The 16,665-nt window shown below is 60.7% G+C and carries 13 protein-coding genes; 11 read left to right on the top strand and 2 right to left on the bottom strand.

Going from position 1 to position 16,665, the window contains the following annotated elements:
- Window positions 1–93 (top strand): IS3 family transposase (locus LQK83_RS21735; RefSeq protein WP_330166269.1); only part of this gene is annotated, 93 nt, incomplete at its 5' end.
- 43 nt (window positions 94–136) lie between these two features.
- On the opposite strand, the gene LQK83_RS05545 is transcribed toward LQK83_RS21735, so the two are convergent.
- Window positions 137–1,960 (bottom strand): site-specific integrase, encoded by a 1,824-nt coding sequence (locus LQK83_RS05545; protein ID WP_230836341.1) that lies wholly within the window; start codon window positions 1,958–1,960, stop codon window positions 137–139.
- A 384-nt stretch (window positions 1,961–2,344) separates the two neighbouring features.
- On the opposite strand from LQK83_RS05545, the gene LQK83_RS05550 reads away from it, so the two are divergent.
- Complete coding sequence (locus LQK83_RS05550; RefSeq protein ID WP_230836342.1) at window positions 2,345–2,608, top strand: hypothetical protein; 264 nt, start codon at window positions 2,345–2,347, stop codon at window positions 2,606–2,608.
- 87 nt (window positions 2,609–2,695) lie between these two features.
- Here LQK83_RS05550 and LQK83_RS05555 read toward each other — a convergent pair whose 3' ends face one another.
- The gene (locus LQK83_RS05555; protein ID WP_230836344.1) at window positions 2,696–3,370 is read right to left on the bottom strand and encodes a class I SAM-dependent methyltransferase; all 675 of its coding nucleotides are present in this window, start codon (window positions 3,368–3,370) and stop codon (window positions 2,696–2,698) included.
- 581 nt (window positions 3,371–3,951) lie between these two features.
- Between LQK83_RS05555 and hldE the strand changes: the two genes are divergently transcribed.
- The 9 genes from hldE to LQK83_RS05600 all read left to right on the top strand — a co-directional run bounded on the left by hldE (window position 3,952) and on the right by LQK83_RS05600 (window position 16,514).
- The gene (hldE, locus tag LQK83_RS05560; RefSeq protein WP_230836346.1) at window positions 3,952–5,409 is read left to right on the top strand and encodes a bifunctional D-glycero-beta-D-manno-heptose-7-phosphate kinase/D-glycero-beta-D-manno-heptose 1-phosphate adenylyltransferase HldE; all 1,458 of its coding nucleotides are present in this window, start codon (window positions 3,952–3,954) and stop codon (window positions 5,407–5,409) included.
- 2 nt (window positions 5,410–5,411) lie between these two features.
- The gene (gene rfaD / locus LQK83_RS05565; protein ID WP_230836347.1) at window positions 5,412–6,398 is read left to right on the top strand and encodes an ADP-glyceromanno-heptose 6-epimerase; all 987 of its coding nucleotides are present in this window, start codon (window positions 5,412–5,414) and stop codon (window positions 6,396–6,398) included.
- 31 nt (window positions 6,399–6,429) lie between these two features.
- Window positions 6,430–8,115 carry an HAD-IIIA family hydrolase gene (locus LQK83_RS05570; RefSeq protein ID WP_230836348.1) on the top strand — a complete coding sequence of 562 codons (1,686 nt, stop codon included), beginning with the start codon at window positions 6,430–6,432 and terminating at the stop codon, window positions 8,113–8,115.
- A 44-nt stretch (window positions 8,116–8,159) separates the two neighbouring features.
- Complete coding sequence (gene waaF, locus LQK83_RS05575; protein ID WP_230836349.1) at window positions 8,160–9,179, top strand: lipopolysaccharide heptosyltransferase II; 1,020 nt, start codon at window positions 8,160–8,162, stop codon at window positions 9,177–9,179.
- Window positions 9,180–9,298: 119 nt separating this feature from the next.
- Window positions 9,299–10,567, top strand: coding sequence for a glycosyltransferase (locus LQK83_RS05580; protein WP_230836351.1), 1,269 nt, complete (start codon window positions 9,299–9,301; stop codon window positions 10,565–10,567).
- A 167-nt stretch (window positions 10,568–10,734) separates the two neighbouring features.
- Window positions 10,735–11,013, top strand: coding sequence for an NAD-dependent epimerase/dehydratase family protein (locus LQK83_RS05585; RefSeq protein WP_230836353.1), 279 nt, complete (start codon window positions 10,735–10,737; stop codon window positions 11,011–11,013).
- 96 nt (window positions 11,014–11,109) lie between these two features.
- The gene (locus tag LQK83_RS05590; RefSeq protein ID WP_230836355.1) at window positions 11,110–12,432 is read left to right on the top strand and encodes a UDP-glucose dehydrogenase family protein; all 1,323 of its coding nucleotides are present in this window, start codon (window positions 11,110–11,112) and stop codon (window positions 12,430–12,432) included.
- 29 nt (window positions 12,433–12,461) lie between these two features.
- Window positions 12,462–14,801 carry a hypothetical protein gene (locus LQK83_RS05595; RefSeq protein WP_230836357.1) on the top strand — a complete coding sequence of 780 codons (2,340 nt, stop codon included), beginning with the start codon at window positions 12,462–12,464 and terminating at the stop codon, window positions 14,799–14,801.
- A 213-nt stretch (window positions 14,802–15,014) separates the two neighbouring features.
- Window positions 15,015–16,514, top strand: coding sequence for an FkbM family methyltransferase (locus LQK83_RS05600; protein ID WP_230836359.1), 1,500 nt, complete (start codon window positions 15,015–15,017; stop codon window positions 16,512–16,514).
- Window positions 16,515–16,665: the final 151 nt, after the last annotated feature.

Here is a 16,665-nt window from a genome sequence, read left to right on the forward strand (position 1 = left end):
TACATCGAGCGCTTCTACAATCCGAAGCGACGCCATTCGACACTGGGCTATCTCAGCCCGATAGAATTTGAAAACAAGGTCGGATTAGCTTAACTCGGTGTCCGATAAACTGGCAGCAGGCCAATCCTTGCTGGTATCAACTCGTATAGGGCACGAGTTTCAGGTGATCGATGTCCAGTCCTGGGTAGGCGATCGCATTGATCAACTCGGCTCGTTGAGCCGTCATCCCTTGGGTAAGAACGCCGTAGCCGCGCGTAACCTTGCTTCCGCTGCCGTGACCAAAGATGAAGTTGAATTGATCGTCGAGATAGCCCGCGCGCCGCATGGCGTCCATCGCGCCGTGACGAAAGGAGTATAGAGACACGCCACGGCCATTCTTGACGCCGATCTTGGTGAGGAATCGACCGAAGTCACGACTGAAGTCCGAGATCATTTGCCCGCGAGAATTGCGGGTTGCTTGTGGGAAAAGGCGGGTATGACCCTGGGCGCGTGTGCTTTCCAGATAGTCGAGAAAGCCAAGGTCGATAAGTTCACGATGAACCGGAACGACGCGTTGCGATCCTTCTGTCTTCAGGCTTTTTGCTTCCTCGCCATCTTCCTCTTCAGTCTCGGTAATGTCGAAGATCCACGTTTCCCCTTCCATGCGAACGTCTGATATAAGAAGCTGCGCAATCTCGCCTGGCCTTGCACCTGAGTAGAGCATGATCAGTGGCACCCAGTAACGGTGATCGCGGATATGAACGTTACCCGGCTTATGCCATTTGCCCGGAGCGTCACCATCTGCACAGCCGACGAAAAGCGGGGACCGAAACAGCAGGTTCATCTGGTCCACGGTAAAAGGAAACACCTTCTTGCGCTTGTCCTTCGCGAGGAACATGCGGTCGGTCGGGTTGTTGTCGATATAGCCATGGGCGACCAGCCAGTTGCAAAACGCAGCGAGGCTGGAGAGGTAGCGATTGACGGTGCGCTGTGCTATCGTCGGCTTACCAACGATCTTGTTATGCTCGACAATCTGCCCGATCTTCATGCCTCGGAACTCCTTCGTCTCCGCAGCCTTAACCGGGTATTCGAGCAGGAGCGCTTTCCATTCGCGGACTGCCTTCTTATCGATCCGAGATGCCGGGCAGGTCGAACCCACATGCTGCACAAACGTCCCGATGTCACGCCGAGCCTGGGCGAGTGTGTCCTGCTTGATGCCGCCAGGGTTCTCCCTTGCGTATTTTTCGAACAGTTCCATTATGCCCTCACCAGGCGCCGCATTCGCCGACGGCGCGGTGAAGGCCGGTTTCACGAGCGGGTCTGTGGGTGTCCCGGAGTAATCCCCGGCGTCGTGTTCGAGCGTCCGTTCCAACGCCTGTATTTCCGCTCGCATCATTAGCGTCGCAAGTTCTCTGAACTCCGCTGAGCGGACATCGATGAACAGTCGAGCTCGCTCGATGAACTCACGGGCAGCAGCATCGACCAACTTCACCTCGCCAGCGACAAGGTCCCTTTTCAAGGCGGCAAGACGCCGCCGTCGCAAGTTGGTGTCGTCCCCTCTGGCGCGGCTGAGCAGCTCCAGATCAGCATAGCCATTGAACATGCTGATGAAGTCGTCCGAACGAATTTCGCCAGCATCGATTTTCCGCCAGACCTTCTCGACCTCCGCTTCTATATCAGCGGGGGTGGGCATCGCGCGTCGTTTTTCGGCATCGCGTGCGAGCACGCTCTCATAGTGTTGCCAGACGGCGGCTGAAACATCTGTGGGCGTGACCTGTCTGCGTGCGCGAATGTCATCGAATTGCCGCTCCCATTTATGGAGCTCGATGTAGAGCCGCTGCTTCGCAGCTGCCTCGTCCTTGGTTCGGAGCGATACCTTCTTGTCCTCAGACTTGAAATGATCCCTGAGATCGGCAGGGATGTATATCCTTGCGTAGTATGTCCCGCCTTCACGGCGGACGAGATTGGAACGGCGGGTCATGGGGGCTTTCGGAACAGGTCACCGGAACAGTTTACCGGAACACCCCTAGACGAAATATGCCTTTCGATGCAATATGTTGAGCATACACAAAGGCCTAGAAAAATTTGGCTTAGGTTCCTGGCGCCCCAGCCACACGTTGCCGGCATTTCAAATCATCCACACGCAAGAAAAAGAAACCGCCGTCAAACGCGTCCTTCGTCGTCTGCGGCCGGGCCTTCTTCATGATTCATGATTTCGTATCGCCGCGACAATCGATTGCTGTTGTCAACGGCGGTTCCGCGTGTTCAAAATCGACTCGCGGTAGGCTGCGGGGAGAGTTCGCACGGCCACTCCGGATAGCGTTTTGAAAGTATGACATTGTCGATAAAAGCGAAGGAGACACTCATGAAAAAGATGCTGATCGCAACGGTTTTCGTTCTGGCCGCAGCAGCCGGCGCGCATGCTGCCGACACCTGCAAGTCTAAGGCCATGGACAAGAACGGCAAGCCGCTGGCCGGCGCCGCCCTGACGTCCTTCATGGCCAAGTGCACCAAGGACGCACAGGCCTCCTGTGACCTTTCGGCAAAGGACAAGAACGGCAAGCCGCTGGCCGGCGCTGCAAAGACGTCCTACACCAAGAAGTGTGTTGGCGACGCCGTCGGCAACTGACGATGCGCAAGGGCAGAGCCTGCATCCCGCATCTCTGCCCTTTTCATTTCTGCGGAAAACTCGGTTGGCCGTCGGGCAAATCCTGTGTCAGGACGCCGGCTTCGTTGCAACGGCGACAAGTCCACGGAAACCGAAAGGCAGCCAGACCTTCTCGATGCTGATGGAGCCGGCGCCGAATTCGCTCGCCGTCAGTGACGACGCGAGGCTGTCCGTCGTGAAGATGTTTTTCGTCTCTGATCCGTTGAACTGCAGCCAGGACATATGGCTGTGATCGGTCACGTAGATGACCAGTCTCCCGCCCGGGGCCAGAACCCGATAGGCTTCGGACAGCGCCTTGTGCAGCGGGTCCACGAAATACAGGATATTGACGGCCAGAACCGCATCGACGGATTGTTCAGGCAGGGGAAGGGCTTCAAAGGAGCCTTCCGCGAGCCGCAATTGACCGGCATCGATGCTCGCCTGATTGCGCGCCGTTGCGATCGACACCATCGTCCTCGACCGGTCGATGCCGAAGACCTTGCCGAAAACGGCCTGTTTCGTCAGTCGCCGCAGCCCGGATCCGGGACCGAAGCCGATTTCCAGCATCCTGTCGTCCTGCCGCACCGAAAGCCGCGCAACCGCTGCCTGATAGGGCAGCCAGTTGATGACCCGCATCGCCAGCGCGATCAGCGATCCGCCAAAACCGCTGGGCGCGGCAAACTGGTCAGCAACGTAATCGTGAAGCAGAAGTTTTGGCGTTTCAAACTCAATATTATCGACCACGTTCCGCCCCGGCCGCCAAACTCTTCGGAGCTACGGCAAATATGAAAGATATGATATGATATGATGATGCATCGCAGATTTCGCATCTGAAGGCAGATCACTATTGTCTCAGTTGAAAGCTGTAAACAAAAATATTTTTAAGATGATTTTCGTTTTAAGTTTTCGCGGAAAAGTAGTATAATGAAGAAAATATTTCAAAAAGATCAGTTTATGGAAATTATTTAGCGTTCAGGTGGCGATATCGAAATTCAATATTCAAAAATAAACCGGGAGCTACGTTCGCATCCCGTCTGTATTTGACTTATGTCAAGGGCGGGGCTTGAGACGGTCAAGTTTATCCGGCTGCGTCCAGGGCATGATTTTCGGCAATCGCTATGCAACATGGACCGGATACCCGTCAAGCCCATGTGCATCATGCGACCCGCGGGGACGGCACGCCTGCAGGCTGCGGATGAGGCGGCCGGCAGGCCTCGTCTGACCATAAACCGGAAGCAGGCCATTGATCCGGGCCCGCACACTGGTTATGCGTGCGTCTCGGCGGCAGAATGGCGCAACAGACGAGTAAGCGGACCAGGCTTGGAATGTTGGAATTAGCGAAGTTTTCCGAAGTCAGTGTGCTTTGCATCGGCGACGTGATGCTGGATCGCTTCGTATCGGGCAGCGTCAACCGCATCTCGCCTGAAGGGCCGGTGCCGGTCATGTCCGTCGTGTCGGAGAAGGATTTCCCCGGCGGCGCGGCCAATGTCGCGCGCAATATCGCGGCCCTTGGCGCGCGCTGCACGCTGGCAGGCGTCACGGGCGCCGATGCCAATGGCGCGACGCTGGCGAGCATACTGGCGGCAAGCCCTGCCATTACGGCCGAGCTGGTGGAATCCCGAAACCGACCGACCACGACCAAGATGCGCTTCATCGGCCAGAACCAGCAGATCTTGCGCGTGGATCTCGAAGACAGTGTGCCGCTGTCGAGCGAGGAGGAGGAAAGCCTCCTTGCGCGCATACTGCCGCTCATTGCCGAGCATGACGCGATCGTCTTGTCGGATTACGCCAAGGGCGTCCTGACGCGGCGTGTCGTTTCTACCGTGATCGAAACTGCCAGGCGCCATCAGCGTCCGGTGGTCGTCGATCCGAAGGTGGCCGATCTTTCGCTCTTTGCTGGCGCCGCCATCCTCACGCCCAATCAGAAGGAGGCGCATGCGGTCGCCGGCTTCTGGCCCACCAGCGATCAGGATGCCGAGCGCGCCGCGCGGGAAATCCTGACGCGCTTCGATATCGAATCCATTCTGATCACGCGCGCCGAACGCGGCATGACCTTCCTCGAGCGCGACGGGACCGCGCTCCACATCAAGGCCGAAGCGCGTGAGGTCTTCGACGTCGTCGGCGCGGGCGACACCGTCGTCGCCACGCTCGCCGTCGCCATGGGCGCTGGCGTGACGAAGGAGAGGGCGTCGCGGCTCGCCAACACGGCCGCCGGAATCGTCGTGGGCAAGAAGGGCACGGCCACGGTCTCTGCAGGCGAACTGGACGAGGCGCTGGCGCGCACCCGGCGCAAGAACGCCATCGTGCTCGGTGCCCAGACCGACGCGCGCGAGCAGCTGCGTGCGCTGGTTTCCGAATGGCGTGAGGCGGGCCTGAAGATCGGTTTCACCAATGGCTGCTTCGATATTCTGCATGTCGGCCATGTGCGTCTTCTGCAATATGCCCGCCAGCAATGCGATCGTCTCATTGTCGGGCTCAACAGCGACCAGTCCGTGCGGCGGCTGAAAGGTCCCTCCCGGCCGATCAATTCCGAAGCCGATCGCGCCGAATTGCTGGAGGCGCTGACCTTTGTCGATGCCGTCACGCTCTTCGAGGAAGATACCCCGCTGGAACTGATCAAGGCGGTCGGCCCGGACGTTCTGGTCAAGGGGGCCGATTACACGGTGGACAGGATTGTCGGCGCGGATGTCGTCATGGAGCGCGGCGGCAAGGTCCTGACCTTCGAGATCGTTGCCGGAAAGAGCACGTCCGCCATCATCGAGCGCAGCCAAGTCAAGGATTAGTCATGTATATCGTGACCGGAGCAGCCGGATTCATCGGTTCGAACATTGTCGCCGAGCTTGAGGCCCGGGGCATGGGGCCCATCGTCGTGGTCGACTGGTTCGGGACCGGCGACAAATGGCGCAACATCGCCAAGCGGCGGATTGCCGCCTATGTCCGGCCCGAGGCCCTGTCGCAATATCTCGCGGACCTGAGGGTGCCGGTCAAGGCGGTCATCCACATGGGGGCCATCTCGGCGACCACGGAGGCCGACGTCGACCAGCTGGTCGCCCTGAACATCAATTATTCCGTCATGCTCTGGGACTGGTGTGCCCAGAACGATGTTCCCTTCCTCTATGCGTCCTCGGCGGCCACCTATGGCGGTATCGAGCAAGGCTTCAACGACGATGAAAGCACCGAGGCGCGGGCCGCACTCCGCCCGCTCAACGCCTATGGCTGGAGCAAGAAGACCACGGACGATATCTTCGTCGAGCGTGTCGCACGCGGAGAAAAGGCCCCTTCGCAATGGGTCGGGCTGAAATTCTTCAACGTCTACGGTCCCAACGAATATCATAAGGACGACATGCGCAGCGTCGCTTGCAAGATGTTCGATGCGATCCAGACGACCAATGTCGTGAAGCTGTTCAAATCCTACCGGCCTGATATGGCCGATGGCGAACAGCGCCGGGATTTCGTCTATGTGAAGGACTGCCTGTCCCTGGTCATGTGGTTCCTGTCTCGCCCCGACATCAGCGGCATCTTCAATTCCGGCTCCGGCCGCGCGCGTTCCTTCGCCGACATTGTCCGCAGCATGGCCGCCATCACCGGCAAGGCGCTCGAGATCGAGTTCATCGACATGCCGGAAGCCATCCGCGGCAAGTATCAGTACTTCACCGAAGCCGATATGACGAAGGTGAAGCGCCTGGGCTACGCCGAGCCGCAAATCTCGCTGGAAGATGGCATGCGCGATTATGTCGAGAATTACTTGCAGCATTCCGACAGATATCGTTGAGTAGCCCTTTCGCAAGAGAGTCCCATTGGAAATGCCGCAGACCAGTTTTCAATTGGCGCACTCCCGTTATCTGACCCTGAAGGACTGGCTCTTCCACGCGGCGCTGCCGCTCTGGAACAGCATCGGCAGGGATGACGAAAAGGGCGGCTTCTTCGAGAAGATTGATCACTCAGGCCGGACGATTGAAGCCGCACGGCGGACGCGGGTGGTCGGCCGCCAGATCTACAGTTTCGCGGCGGCCGGCAAAATGGGCTGGCCGGGCGATGCGCAGGGGGCGGTCGAGCATGGCTGGCGCTTCCTGAGAGGCCATGGCATCAACCCGGATGGCACCGTTGCAAGGACGGTCGATGTAATCGAGGGCCGGCGCGATGCCGCCTTCGATCTCTACGATCACGCCTTCGCGCTGTTCGGTCTTTGCGCCGCGGCGACCGCGCTGGAGGCGGACCGTGTCGCGATCGAGCAGGACGCGCTCTCCTGTCTGGACGCGATGATGGCCGGGTGGAAGCACCCGCAGGCCGGTTTCGAGGAGGCCGTGCCGCCCGTAGCGCCTTTGCGCTCCAATCCGCACATGCATCTGTTCGAAGCCTGTCTGGCCTGGGCGGAATTGCCGGACACCGGAAAAAGGGCCCGCTGGATCGCGCTTGCCGACGAGATCGGCAATCTCAGCCTTACTCGCTTCATCTGCCCGCAGACGGGCGCCGTGCGCGAATATTTTCGGGATGATTGGTCCGTCAAGCGCGATGAACCGGCCGCTCCGGTCGAGCCCGGACACCAGTTCGAATGGGCCTGGCTTCTGGCGCGCTGGGGCCGGATGAGAGGGCGCAAGGAGGCTCTGGTGGCCGCGCGCCGACTGGTCGAGATCGGCGAAAGCTTCGGGATCGACGAGCGGACCGGGCTGGTGAGAAATGGTCTCGATCATGACCTCAAGCCTCTGGACAATGCTTTCCGCCTCTGGCCGCAAACAGAGCGCCTGAAGGCCTGGCTGCTGATGGCCGAACTGACATGCGGCGCGAGCGACAGGCAGTATGCCTTGGAAAAGGCTGCAAAATCGGCCGACGCGCTGATGGTCTTCCTGTCGGGCGTCGAGCCTGGCCTCTGGGTGGACCGCCTCTCCGCCGCGGGCGAGGCCATTGACGAGCCCGCGCCTGCCTCCAGCCTTTATCACATCGTCTGCGCGATCGAGGAAATGCACCGCGTCCTGAGCCGCCCGGTCAGCGCTCGCCCGGCCCTGTTTCTGGACCGCGATGGCGTGATCATTGAGGACACCGGCTATGTCGGCGACTTCCGCAACATTCGTCTTCTAGACGGTGCTGTTGAAACCATTGGACATTTTCGCGATAAGGGCTTTCATATCCTTGTTGTCACAAACCAGTCGGGGATCGGGCGGGGCTATTACGACGAGGACGATTATAATCTGGTGCGCGCGCGGATTGGCCGTGAACTGGGCGCCGCGGGGCTTCGGATCGATGACGAGCGCAGCGCGCCCTATCATGAAGGGGCGGCAGACGCGCGTTACCGGCGCGATCCCGATTGGCGGAAGCCAGAGCCGGGCATGATCCTGGATCTGGTGGACGAATGGAATGTAGACGTGGAAAACAGCCTGATGATCGGCGACAAGACGACCGATATGCAGGCGGCGGCGGCGGCCCGGCTTCGCGGTCTGCTGTTTCCCGGCGGCAACCTTTTTGACTTCCTGCGCGAGAGCGGCGCGCTGTAACGCGCATGACCGCCCCGCGAGACGGAACGATTGGACAGTAGCAGATGAGTAAAGACGCAGACATCCTGATCATCGGACCAAGCTGGATCGGCGACATGGTCATGGCGCAGGCCCTGTTCAAGGCCCTGAAGCGGCGCGCGCCCCAGTCGGCCATCGATGTCACGGCCCCGGCCTGGGCGCTCGGCGTACTCGCCCGTATGCCGGAGGTGCGCAACGCCATTGCCATGCCCTTCGATCACGGCGAGGCGCGTCTGGCGGATCGCTGGCGTTTCGGGCGCAGCCTGAAGGGCCGCTACCGGTCGGCCTATATCCTGCCAGGAAGCTGGAAATCCGCCCTCGTTCCCTTCGCCGCCGGCATTTCCGAGCGCATCGGCTATCTGAAGGAGCAGCGCTGGGGCCTTTTGAACCGCATCATCGGATTGCCCGGCGGGCAGAAGAAGAAGACGATGGCGACCTATCAGGCGCTGGCCGACAGCCATGTCTTCGATGATCAGTGCCTTCTGCTGAAGCCCTCTCTCAGCATCGACATCGCCAACCAGGATGCGCTGTTGGCGCGCTTCGGTCTCGTCCGCGGCGGTTTTGCGATCCTTGTGCCCGGTGCGGAGTTCGGGCCTGCCAAGCGCTGGCCGGCGCGACACTTCGCGAGCCTTGCCGACAAGTTCAACGGGGAGGGAACGAAGGTCGTTCTGGTCGGCTCCAGAAAGGACAAGGAAGCGGCCGAGGAAATCCGGGCGCTGACGCCCGAAGCCATTGATCTCACGGGCCAGACGAGCATCACGGATGTCATCGATCTGGCCGCGGCCGCGCGCTGTGTCGTGGCCAATGACAGCGGTCTGCTGCATGTCGCCGCAGCCGTCGGCGTTCCGGTGGTCGGCGTTTACGGCTCGACCTCTGCGGCCCATACCCCGCCGCAATCCGACCGCGCCGTCACCGTGTCGCTCAACCTGCCATGCTCCCCCTGCGGCAAGAGAACCTGCCCGCTCGGCCATCTCAACTGTCTGGAAAAGCTCGGCCCCGACATGGTCGGCGATGCGCTGCGGAAGCTCGAAACGCGGGAGTCCTGAACCGCCTTCGATTGACTGTTTGACACGCCGTGACCCTTGTCACTATATGCCCGGCGATTTCCAAGAACATGCGCGCGGCCTGAGATGTCTCACGACACGCGCCTGCCCAGCGGGTAACAATGGCCCATATCTATTTCGATTTATCCGAATTGTATTTGAGTTCCGGCGTCAAGTTTCGCTATTACGGCATTGCCCGCACGGTGATGGAAGTCGCCTACGAGCTGACAAAGCTCGATCCCGATGTCGGTTACGTCGTCTATTCGCCGCTCCATGGCCACTTTTTCGAAGTGACGCCCCGGGTGGGCGGCAACTCGCCGACCGGCGTTCTCGATCACGGCCTGCCTCCGTCGGCAACGCCTGTGCGCCTGCGCGAAAGCCTCTATGATAACAATCCGGCCAAGGCCGCCGTCTACTGGCTGGCGCGCAAGATCGTCGACTACCGGAACCGTCGGCGCTGGGCGACGATCCCGCAGGGCCATGTGCGTCCCGTCGACCTCAACGGGCAGATCCTCGTCTCCCTCGGACGGCCGAAGATCATGTCGGATTATCTGACCGCGCTGGAGAAGAACGGCGCGAAATTCAGCTTTGTCCCGTTGCTGCATGACATGATGCCCCTGCATGATTTCTCGGGCAAGCCGGGCTTCAAGCCGCAGCGCAACTTCCTGCACGACAACACCGTCGTGGTCGGCGCCGCCGCGATGATCCTGGCCAATTCCCGCTTCACGGAGAATGAAGTCCTCGATTTCTCGGCGCGAGGCATTCTGCCGCCCGCACCGAAGGTGGTCGCCACCCCGCTCTGTCACGAATTGCGGCCGTCCGAAGAACCCGTCGTCAAACGCTCGCCGGTCGCGCGCTATCTTCTTTGCGTCGGAACGAATACCGGACGCAAGAACCTCGAATGCGTGGTCGAGGCGCTGTTGAGCCTTCGCGAGCGTGGCGAAGACATTCCCGATCTCGTTCTGGCCGGCGCGCGCCGCAAGAGTGTGGATCGCTATCTCAAGTCCGCACGGTTCGCGCCCCTGGCGGGCAAGGTGCATTTCGTCTTCAACCCCAATCAGGCCGAGCTTGCCGAACTCTATCGCAACGCTTTTGCCGTCGTCCTCCCAAGCTTCATGGAAGGGTGGGGGCTTCCCGTCAGCGAAGGCCTGTGGTGCGGAGCGCCGGCCCTGGCCGCCGACGTGCCGGCCGTGCGCGAGGCAGGCGGCGATCTGGCGCTTTACTTCGATCCGCGCCAGCCGGCGGAGCTTGCAAAGATCATCTCACACCTCCAGGCCGACGAAGCCGGCTATGCCGCTCTGAAGGCGAAAATCGCCGCCGCCAGACCTGTCCTGCGCACCTGGCGCGACGTCGCCGCGGATATCCTCGCCGCGCTGAAAAGCCTCGCCTGATACGCCGCCTTCCGGCGCGATTTCCGCACCTGAGATCCGGCAAAAGCGGCCCCCGAAGGCGCGAGAATGTATTTGGGACAGTTCTCGTGTGACGGTTAGCGAAGCCTTGCAAGCCCGTTAAAACTTCACTAAAGAACCGTCCACGAACGAGGTTGGGGCAACTGGAAATGACAAAAACGGCTTTGGTCTGCGGGGCGGGGGGCTTTATTGGCCCCCATGTTGTAAGGCGGTCGAAACGCGAAGGCTTCTGGGTCCGCGGGATCGACCTGAAGTTTCCCGAGCTTGCCGAACCCGAAGCAGGCGATTTCGTTGTTGCCGACCTGCGCGACAATGGCAACTGCAAGGTCGTGAACGACCGCCACATCCCGGGTTCGCTCGCGATGCGTGGCCGCAACGCTCTCATCCGCAGCAAGCTGAGCCGGGCCGCCTTCCGCGAGCCTTGCTGAGTGAGTTGCGAAAACATATCCGTGGGTTGCCGCACAGGTAGCCAAGCGCGACGTCAAGGCGAAGTAACGCCGATTAAATCAGGTTCCCAAAAAGTCATGGTTCAGAATCTTTCCGTTATCGGGCTCGGTAAGCTCGGCGCACCGATGCTCGCAGTCTTCGCCAAGAAGGGCTTCAATGTTGTCGGTATGGACCTCAATGGAGGTTATGTCGATGCCATCAATGCCGGCCGTGCGCCTGTTCCGGAGCCCGGTCTCCAGGAGATGATCACCGCCAACATGAGCCGCATCCGTGCCACGACGAGCATGGAAGAAGCGGTTCTGGCATCGGAGATTTCCTTCATCATCGTGCCGACGCCGAGCGGCGAGGGCGGGTTCTTCCGCAATGACTACGTCATTTCGGCTGTCAAGGAGATTGGGGCGGCCCTGCGCAAGAAGGATGGCTATCACGTCGTTGTCGTGACCTCCACGGTCATGCCGGGCTCGACGGGCGGCGTCATCCGCGAGGCTCTCGAAGAAGCTTCGGGCCGCAAGGTCGGCGAAAATCTGGGTCTTTGCTACAATCCGGAATTCATCGCGCTCGGCACCGTTGTGCGCGACATGCTCTACCCCGACATGATCCTGATCGGTGAAAGCGACGACAAGGCCGGCAGCGTTCTGGAGTCTGTCTACCGCAACTCCACCGAGAGCAATCCGGAATTCCAGCGCATGAACTGGGTCAATGCCGAAATCTGCAAGATCTCGGTTAATACCTATGTGACCACGAAGATCTCTTATGCCAACATGATCGCCGATCTGTGCGATCATCTGGATGGCGCGGATGCCGACGTTGTCACGATGGCGCTGGGCGCGGATAGCCGCATCGGCAAGAAGTATATCCGCGGCGCGATCGCCTATGGCGGCCCGTGCTTCCCGCGCGACAACAAGGCCTTTGCGGCGCTGGGACGTTCGCTGGGCGCCAACACCGATCTGGCCGTCGCCACCGACGTCATCAACTCGCACCAGTCGACCCGTCTGAGCCGTGCTGTTGCCGCGCTGAACAAGCCGGGCGCCAAGGTGGCCATTCTCGGTCTTGCCTACAAGCCGAACACGCCGGTCATCGAGGAAAGCCAGGGTCTTGCGCTGGCCGCACAGCTGCTGGAAGCCGGTTACGGTGTCTCTCTGAGCGATCCGGAAGCGTTGACGAGCCTGTCGGCTGCAAGCCTGCCGTCGGGTGCAACGGTGGAAGCCGACACGCGCGCGGCCATTGCCAAGGCCGACATCGTGGTCGTCATGACCGCCTGGGACGCCTATCGTCAGCTTGCTGCCGGCGATTTCGCAGGCAAGGCCGTCATTGACCCCTGGCGTCTCTACGCCCAGGGTTCGCTTCCCACCGCAGCCCACCACGTCTGGCTCGGTTGGGGATCGAAAACCGCCAACTGATCGACATTCCTCGTGCTAGGTGAAAAGCCATGATCTCGCTCGTCCTTTACGGCCGCAATGACAACTATGGCTATAACCTGCACAAGCGCGCGGCGCTCAGCCTCAACTGCATGGCGGAGGTTCTGACCGGTCAGGATGATGAAATCCTGTTCGTCGACTACAATACGCCGGACGATTTCCCGACATTTCCCGAGGCGATTCAGGATACCCTGACCGCCTCGGCCAAGGCCAAGCTGCGCATTCTGCGCGTACGGCCCGAGGTCCATCGTCGCCTCTTTGCCAAGAAGACGCATCTGATCGCGTTGGAGCCGATTTCCCGCAACGCCGCGATCCGTCGTTCCAACCCCAACAACCGCTGGATCCTGTCCTCCAATACGGACATGATTTTCGTGCCGCGCGAAGGGCGTTCGCTCACCGATGCGGTGGCGGGATTACAGGATGGGTTCTACTGTGCGCCGCGGCTCGAAATTCCGGAAACGCTTTGGGAAGACCAGTTCGACCGCACCGATCCCGCCCGCGTAATCGAACTGACCCGTGAATGGGGCTGGCGCTATCACCTCAACGAGGTGGTCTATGGCGCTGACACGATCCTCTATGACGGACCGGGCGATTTTCAGCTGATGCTGCGCGAAGACATGTTTCGCTATCAGGGGTTCCATGAGGAAATGCTGCGCGGCTGGCATGTGGACTCCAACATTTCCAAGCGCCTGTGCTTCGTCCACGGCGCGGTCGGCGATGCGGCGCCCTTCGTCTACGGCTATCATTGCGATCATACCCGGCAGATCACCGCCATGCACAAGGGCGGCGCCGTCGAAAACAGCCTCAAGACCTTCATCGATGACGTGACCGAGCCGGGCATTCCCGAGCAGGCCGATGTCTGGGGTCTGGCAAATGAGGAAATCGAGGAAGTCATTCTCACCGGTCGTACGCAGGTCGGCTACGCTGCCGCACTCGACAAGGTTCTGCAGCCCCGGCTCGAAAGCCCGATCCTGTCCTATTACAAGCAGGGCTATTTCGACAAGAATCCGGCCCATGCCGGCCACATCCTGCCCTTCCTGCTGGATCTCTTCGTCAATGCCCGCTCCGGTCACAGGATTTTGTGGGTCGGTCCGCGCGGCCAGATGTATGATCTCTTCGCCAGCGCGCTCAAAGCGCTCGGCAATGGCCATGTTATCGAGACCTGGGATGAAAATGTCCCGGAGGCAGACGCACAAGCGCTGATCGCGCGTGCCGATACATTCGTCGTGAATTTCGGCGTGCCCGAAATTCTGCCTGAGGACGAGATGTCGGGCCTGCTTGAGAAGTTGTGGGACATCGATTTCGCCGAGCAGACGCGCCACGAAGAGGGCCGCCCGCGCCGCGTTGTTGCGTTGAATGCGGTTCACACGAGCGGCGAGACGATCATTACCTCGATCGTCGACTGTGCCAAGACACCGTTTTCCTGCCGCCTGCGCCATGGTTTCGTGAAGTCGCGCAAGCACATGCCCGCACTCATCGACGCGCGGGAAAAGATGATGGTGACGGAGCACGGGCTCGTGCTCGCCGACGGCCGCCCCGCTACGCGGCCCCAGCAGGCCGGCTCTCCGATCCGGGATGCGATCTATGGACCCTATCTCCATCTCGAGTTCGGCTCCTTCCGCCTTGATGTCGAACTCTCGTGCGACATCGCCGAGCGGGATGCGGAACAGCAGACCCGCGAGGGCCGTTTCGCACGTGTGGCCTTGAAGGTCGGCCCCAGGCTGATTTTTGCGCGGCCCTACAGCGCCACGGAGTTGCGCAACTGCAAGATCAGCGTCGACTTCGCCATCTCGAGGCAGACCGGTCTCGGCTCCTTGGAGTTCGTAATCGGCTCGAACCTTGCGGGCAGCGTCGCCGTCGATTCCATCACGGTCACACGCACCGACGGCGTCACGTCGGCCGCCGACATGGCGCCGCTGAACTGTCTCCCGCTTGCAAGCATCACCGATGCGGTTGAGGGCTACACCGCCTCCGGTCTGGTGCTGCGGGGGGGGGACGAGCTGGAGGGACGAAGGACCTGTCTCTACGGGCCTTACATAACCTTGCCCAAGGGCGCCTATTCCTTGGAAGCCGTCGTTCGGTCCGGCTCCTCAGACAAGACGATGCCTTTGCAGGAGCGGTTCGGCCGGCAGGACCGGTCGGAAATTTTCATTGATGTTCGCGATGGCGAGCAGGGGCTTGCGTCAGTCTCCGCCGAGGTCGATCGTATGGGCGAAACGCGTTTGCTGCTGCCCTTCAACGTCGGCGAGGAGTCCAACGGCAAGCTCCTCGAGTTCGTCGTGGATGCATCGGGCCGATGGCCGGTGACCATGAAGTCCCTGGTTGTCAGGAAGATCGCCGAGCGTCCCTGAGGGGCGCATCGCCTTTGCCAGCGGCGAAGACGCGAAAACGGACCGCATGGGATGAATGCGGACGAATAAGGATTGGCGGAGACGGGGTCGGTTTGCCCGCTTTCGCAACGGGACGTGACAGGACGGACACTCGCATTCGTCCGCAGGAACTCTCGGCCGAGTGCAGGACCGGGCTATCGAGGCCCGGAAGAATTTTCAATCGGAGTGGATTTCATGACGCTTAGCACATACTCGCGGAAATCCCGCCTTTTGTCAGAATGCATAGACCGCGGGCTTTTCAACGACGCGCGGTTTTATGTTCTCGACGTCGGCGCTTCTGGCGGGATAGACCCCTTCTGGCGGCAGTTCGAGCCGCATCTCAAGGCCGTCGGCTTCGATCCGCTCGTCAGCGAGGTTGAGCGGCTGAACCGCGTCGAGACCAATCCGGATGTCTCCTATGCTGCAGCATGGATCGGCAATGGCGGCAGGGCGCTGCCCGAAACCGTCGTGCCGGAAGACCCGCGCAACAGTTCCGGTCCCGGTCACGCCTTTGCGCTTCTGAGCTCGGTCCGCGCCAGCGAAGTCGCCCGTTACGATATCATCCAGGAACATTTCAACAGCGGCGCGGAGGTCGTCTATTCGGAAGAGCGTATCTCGCTTGACGAATGGCTGGCCCGCAATCCGTCCTTCGGCTCGGTCGATGTCGTCAAATGCGATGTCGACAGCTACGACTTCGAAGTGTGGATCGGCGCGCAGGATCTGCTTTCCGCGGCCGACAGGCCTCTTGCGCTGATTACCGAGGCGCAGTTTCACGAAATGCGCGGCCGCCGCGGAACCGTCTATGGCGACATCGATCGCCTGATGCGCGATCGCGGCTATCGCCTCGCCGATCTCGACATCCACCGCTACACCCGTGCCGCACTGCCGGGGCACTTTGCCATCGACATGTTCGCCCAGACGAAGACCGGTGCGGTCCAGGCCTGCGACGCGGTGTATGTTCTCGATCCGGTTCTCGATCCGATCGCCATGCAGGATCTGCTTGATCGCAATGATCCGCGCGCATTCCTCAAGCTGATCGTTCTCTATGACACGTTCAATTTGCAGGACTATGCCGCAGCCCTGCTGATTGCGCTGCGCGAGAGGGGCATGAGCGACGTCGCCGGTCTGCCGATCGCCGAGGCGCTGGACATGCTGGTTCCCGAGCGGAATGTCCTCGGCGCGAAGACATATGAAGACTATATCCGCAGCTTCGAATCCGATCCCCGGCAATTGCTTCCGGCACGCCTGGCGGCTGCCGCAGAGCTTGCGGCTGCGTCCGATCTTGCCGAGCGGCCGGGTCCGCGGGACTGGACGCTCGACATGTCCGTCGGCGAGGGCTGCCTGAAGAAGGGCCGCACCATCACATCGCCCAAGGGCGTTGAAGGCCACATGGTGTTCGGCCCCTATGCGCGTCTCGCCGCGGGCGACTATGTCGTGGCGGTCGGTATCTCCGTCGCCGACCTGGAGAAAAAGCCGGCAGCGCCGGCGCTCGTACTGGAGATCGTCGTCGATGAAAAGGTGATCGACACGCTGGAAATCCCGCTCGGCAATGAGGGGGCGATCGCCTGGGAGCGCGCCTTTGTCATCGATGCCGCCCACGCCATGCAGCCGATACAGCTGCGGTTGTGGGTTCCCGGACAGGTCGAGGTGACGCTGGATGCGGTGACAGTCACTCGTCTTCCGAGGGACGTTTGATTGGCAGGCGGGGAGAACAAGCTGCTGGCGGCCATCGTTTTGGACGTCGAGATTCAAGGATTGAGAAAGTCCCCAATCTTTTTATGACGAACCCGAAGCCTTTGATCCAAACGTGGACAATCGGCTTGAAACAAGTATATCAAATCCCGCG

This window comes from Rhizobium sp. C1, assembly GCF_021026335.1.
Classification (GTDB): domain Bacteria; phylum Pseudomonadota; class Alphaproteobacteria; order Rhizobiales; family Rhizobiaceae; genus Ensifer_A.

What these genes read in the sequence shown, in the direction of transcription:
- LQK83_RS05545 (WP_230836341.1), bottom strand. Translation starts at nt 1,960, where the DNA reads ATGACCCGCCGTTCCAATCTCGTCCGCCGTGAAGGCGGGACATACTAC.
- LQK83_RS05550 (WP_230836342.1), top strand. Translation starts at nt 2,345, where the DNA reads ATGAAAAAGATGCTGATCGCAACGGTTTTCGTTCTGGCCGCAGCAGCC.
- hldE (WP_230836346.1), top strand. Translation starts at nt 3,952, where the DNA reads ATGTTGGAATTAGCGAAGTTTTCCGAAGTCAGTGTGCTTTGCATCGGC.
- rfaD (WP_230836347.1), top strand. Translation starts at nt 5,412, where the DNA reads ATGTATATCGTGACCGGAGCAGCCGGATTCATCGGTTCGAACATTGTC.
- LQK83_RS05570 (WP_230836348.1), top strand. Translation starts at nt 6,430, where the DNA reads ATGCCGCAGACCAGTTTTCAATTGGCGCACTCCCGTTATCTGACCCTG.
- waaF (WP_230836349.1), top strand. Translation starts at nt 8,160, where the DNA reads ATGAGTAAAGACGCAGACATCCTGATCATCGGACCAAGCTGGATCGGC.
- LQK83_RS05580 (WP_230836351.1), top strand. Translation starts at nt 9,299, where the DNA reads ATGGCCCATATCTATTTCGATTTATCCGAATTGTATTTGAGTTCCGGC.
- LQK83_RS05585 (WP_230836353.1), top strand. Translation starts at nt 10,735, where the DNA reads ATGACAAAAACGGCTTTGGTCTGCGGGGCGGGGGGCTTTATTGGCCCC.
- LQK83_RS05590 (WP_230836355.1), top strand. Translation starts at nt 11,110, where the DNA reads ATGGTTCAGAATCTTTCCGTTATCGGGCTCGGTAAGCTCGGCGCACCG.
- LQK83_RS05595 (WP_230836357.1), top strand. Translation starts at nt 12,462, where the DNA reads ATGATCTCGCTCGTCCTTTACGGCCGCAATGACAACTATGGCTATAAC.
- LQK83_RS05600 (WP_230836359.1), top strand. Translation starts at nt 15,015, where the DNA reads ATGACGCTTAGCACATACTCGCGGAAATCCCGCCTTTTGTCAGAATGC.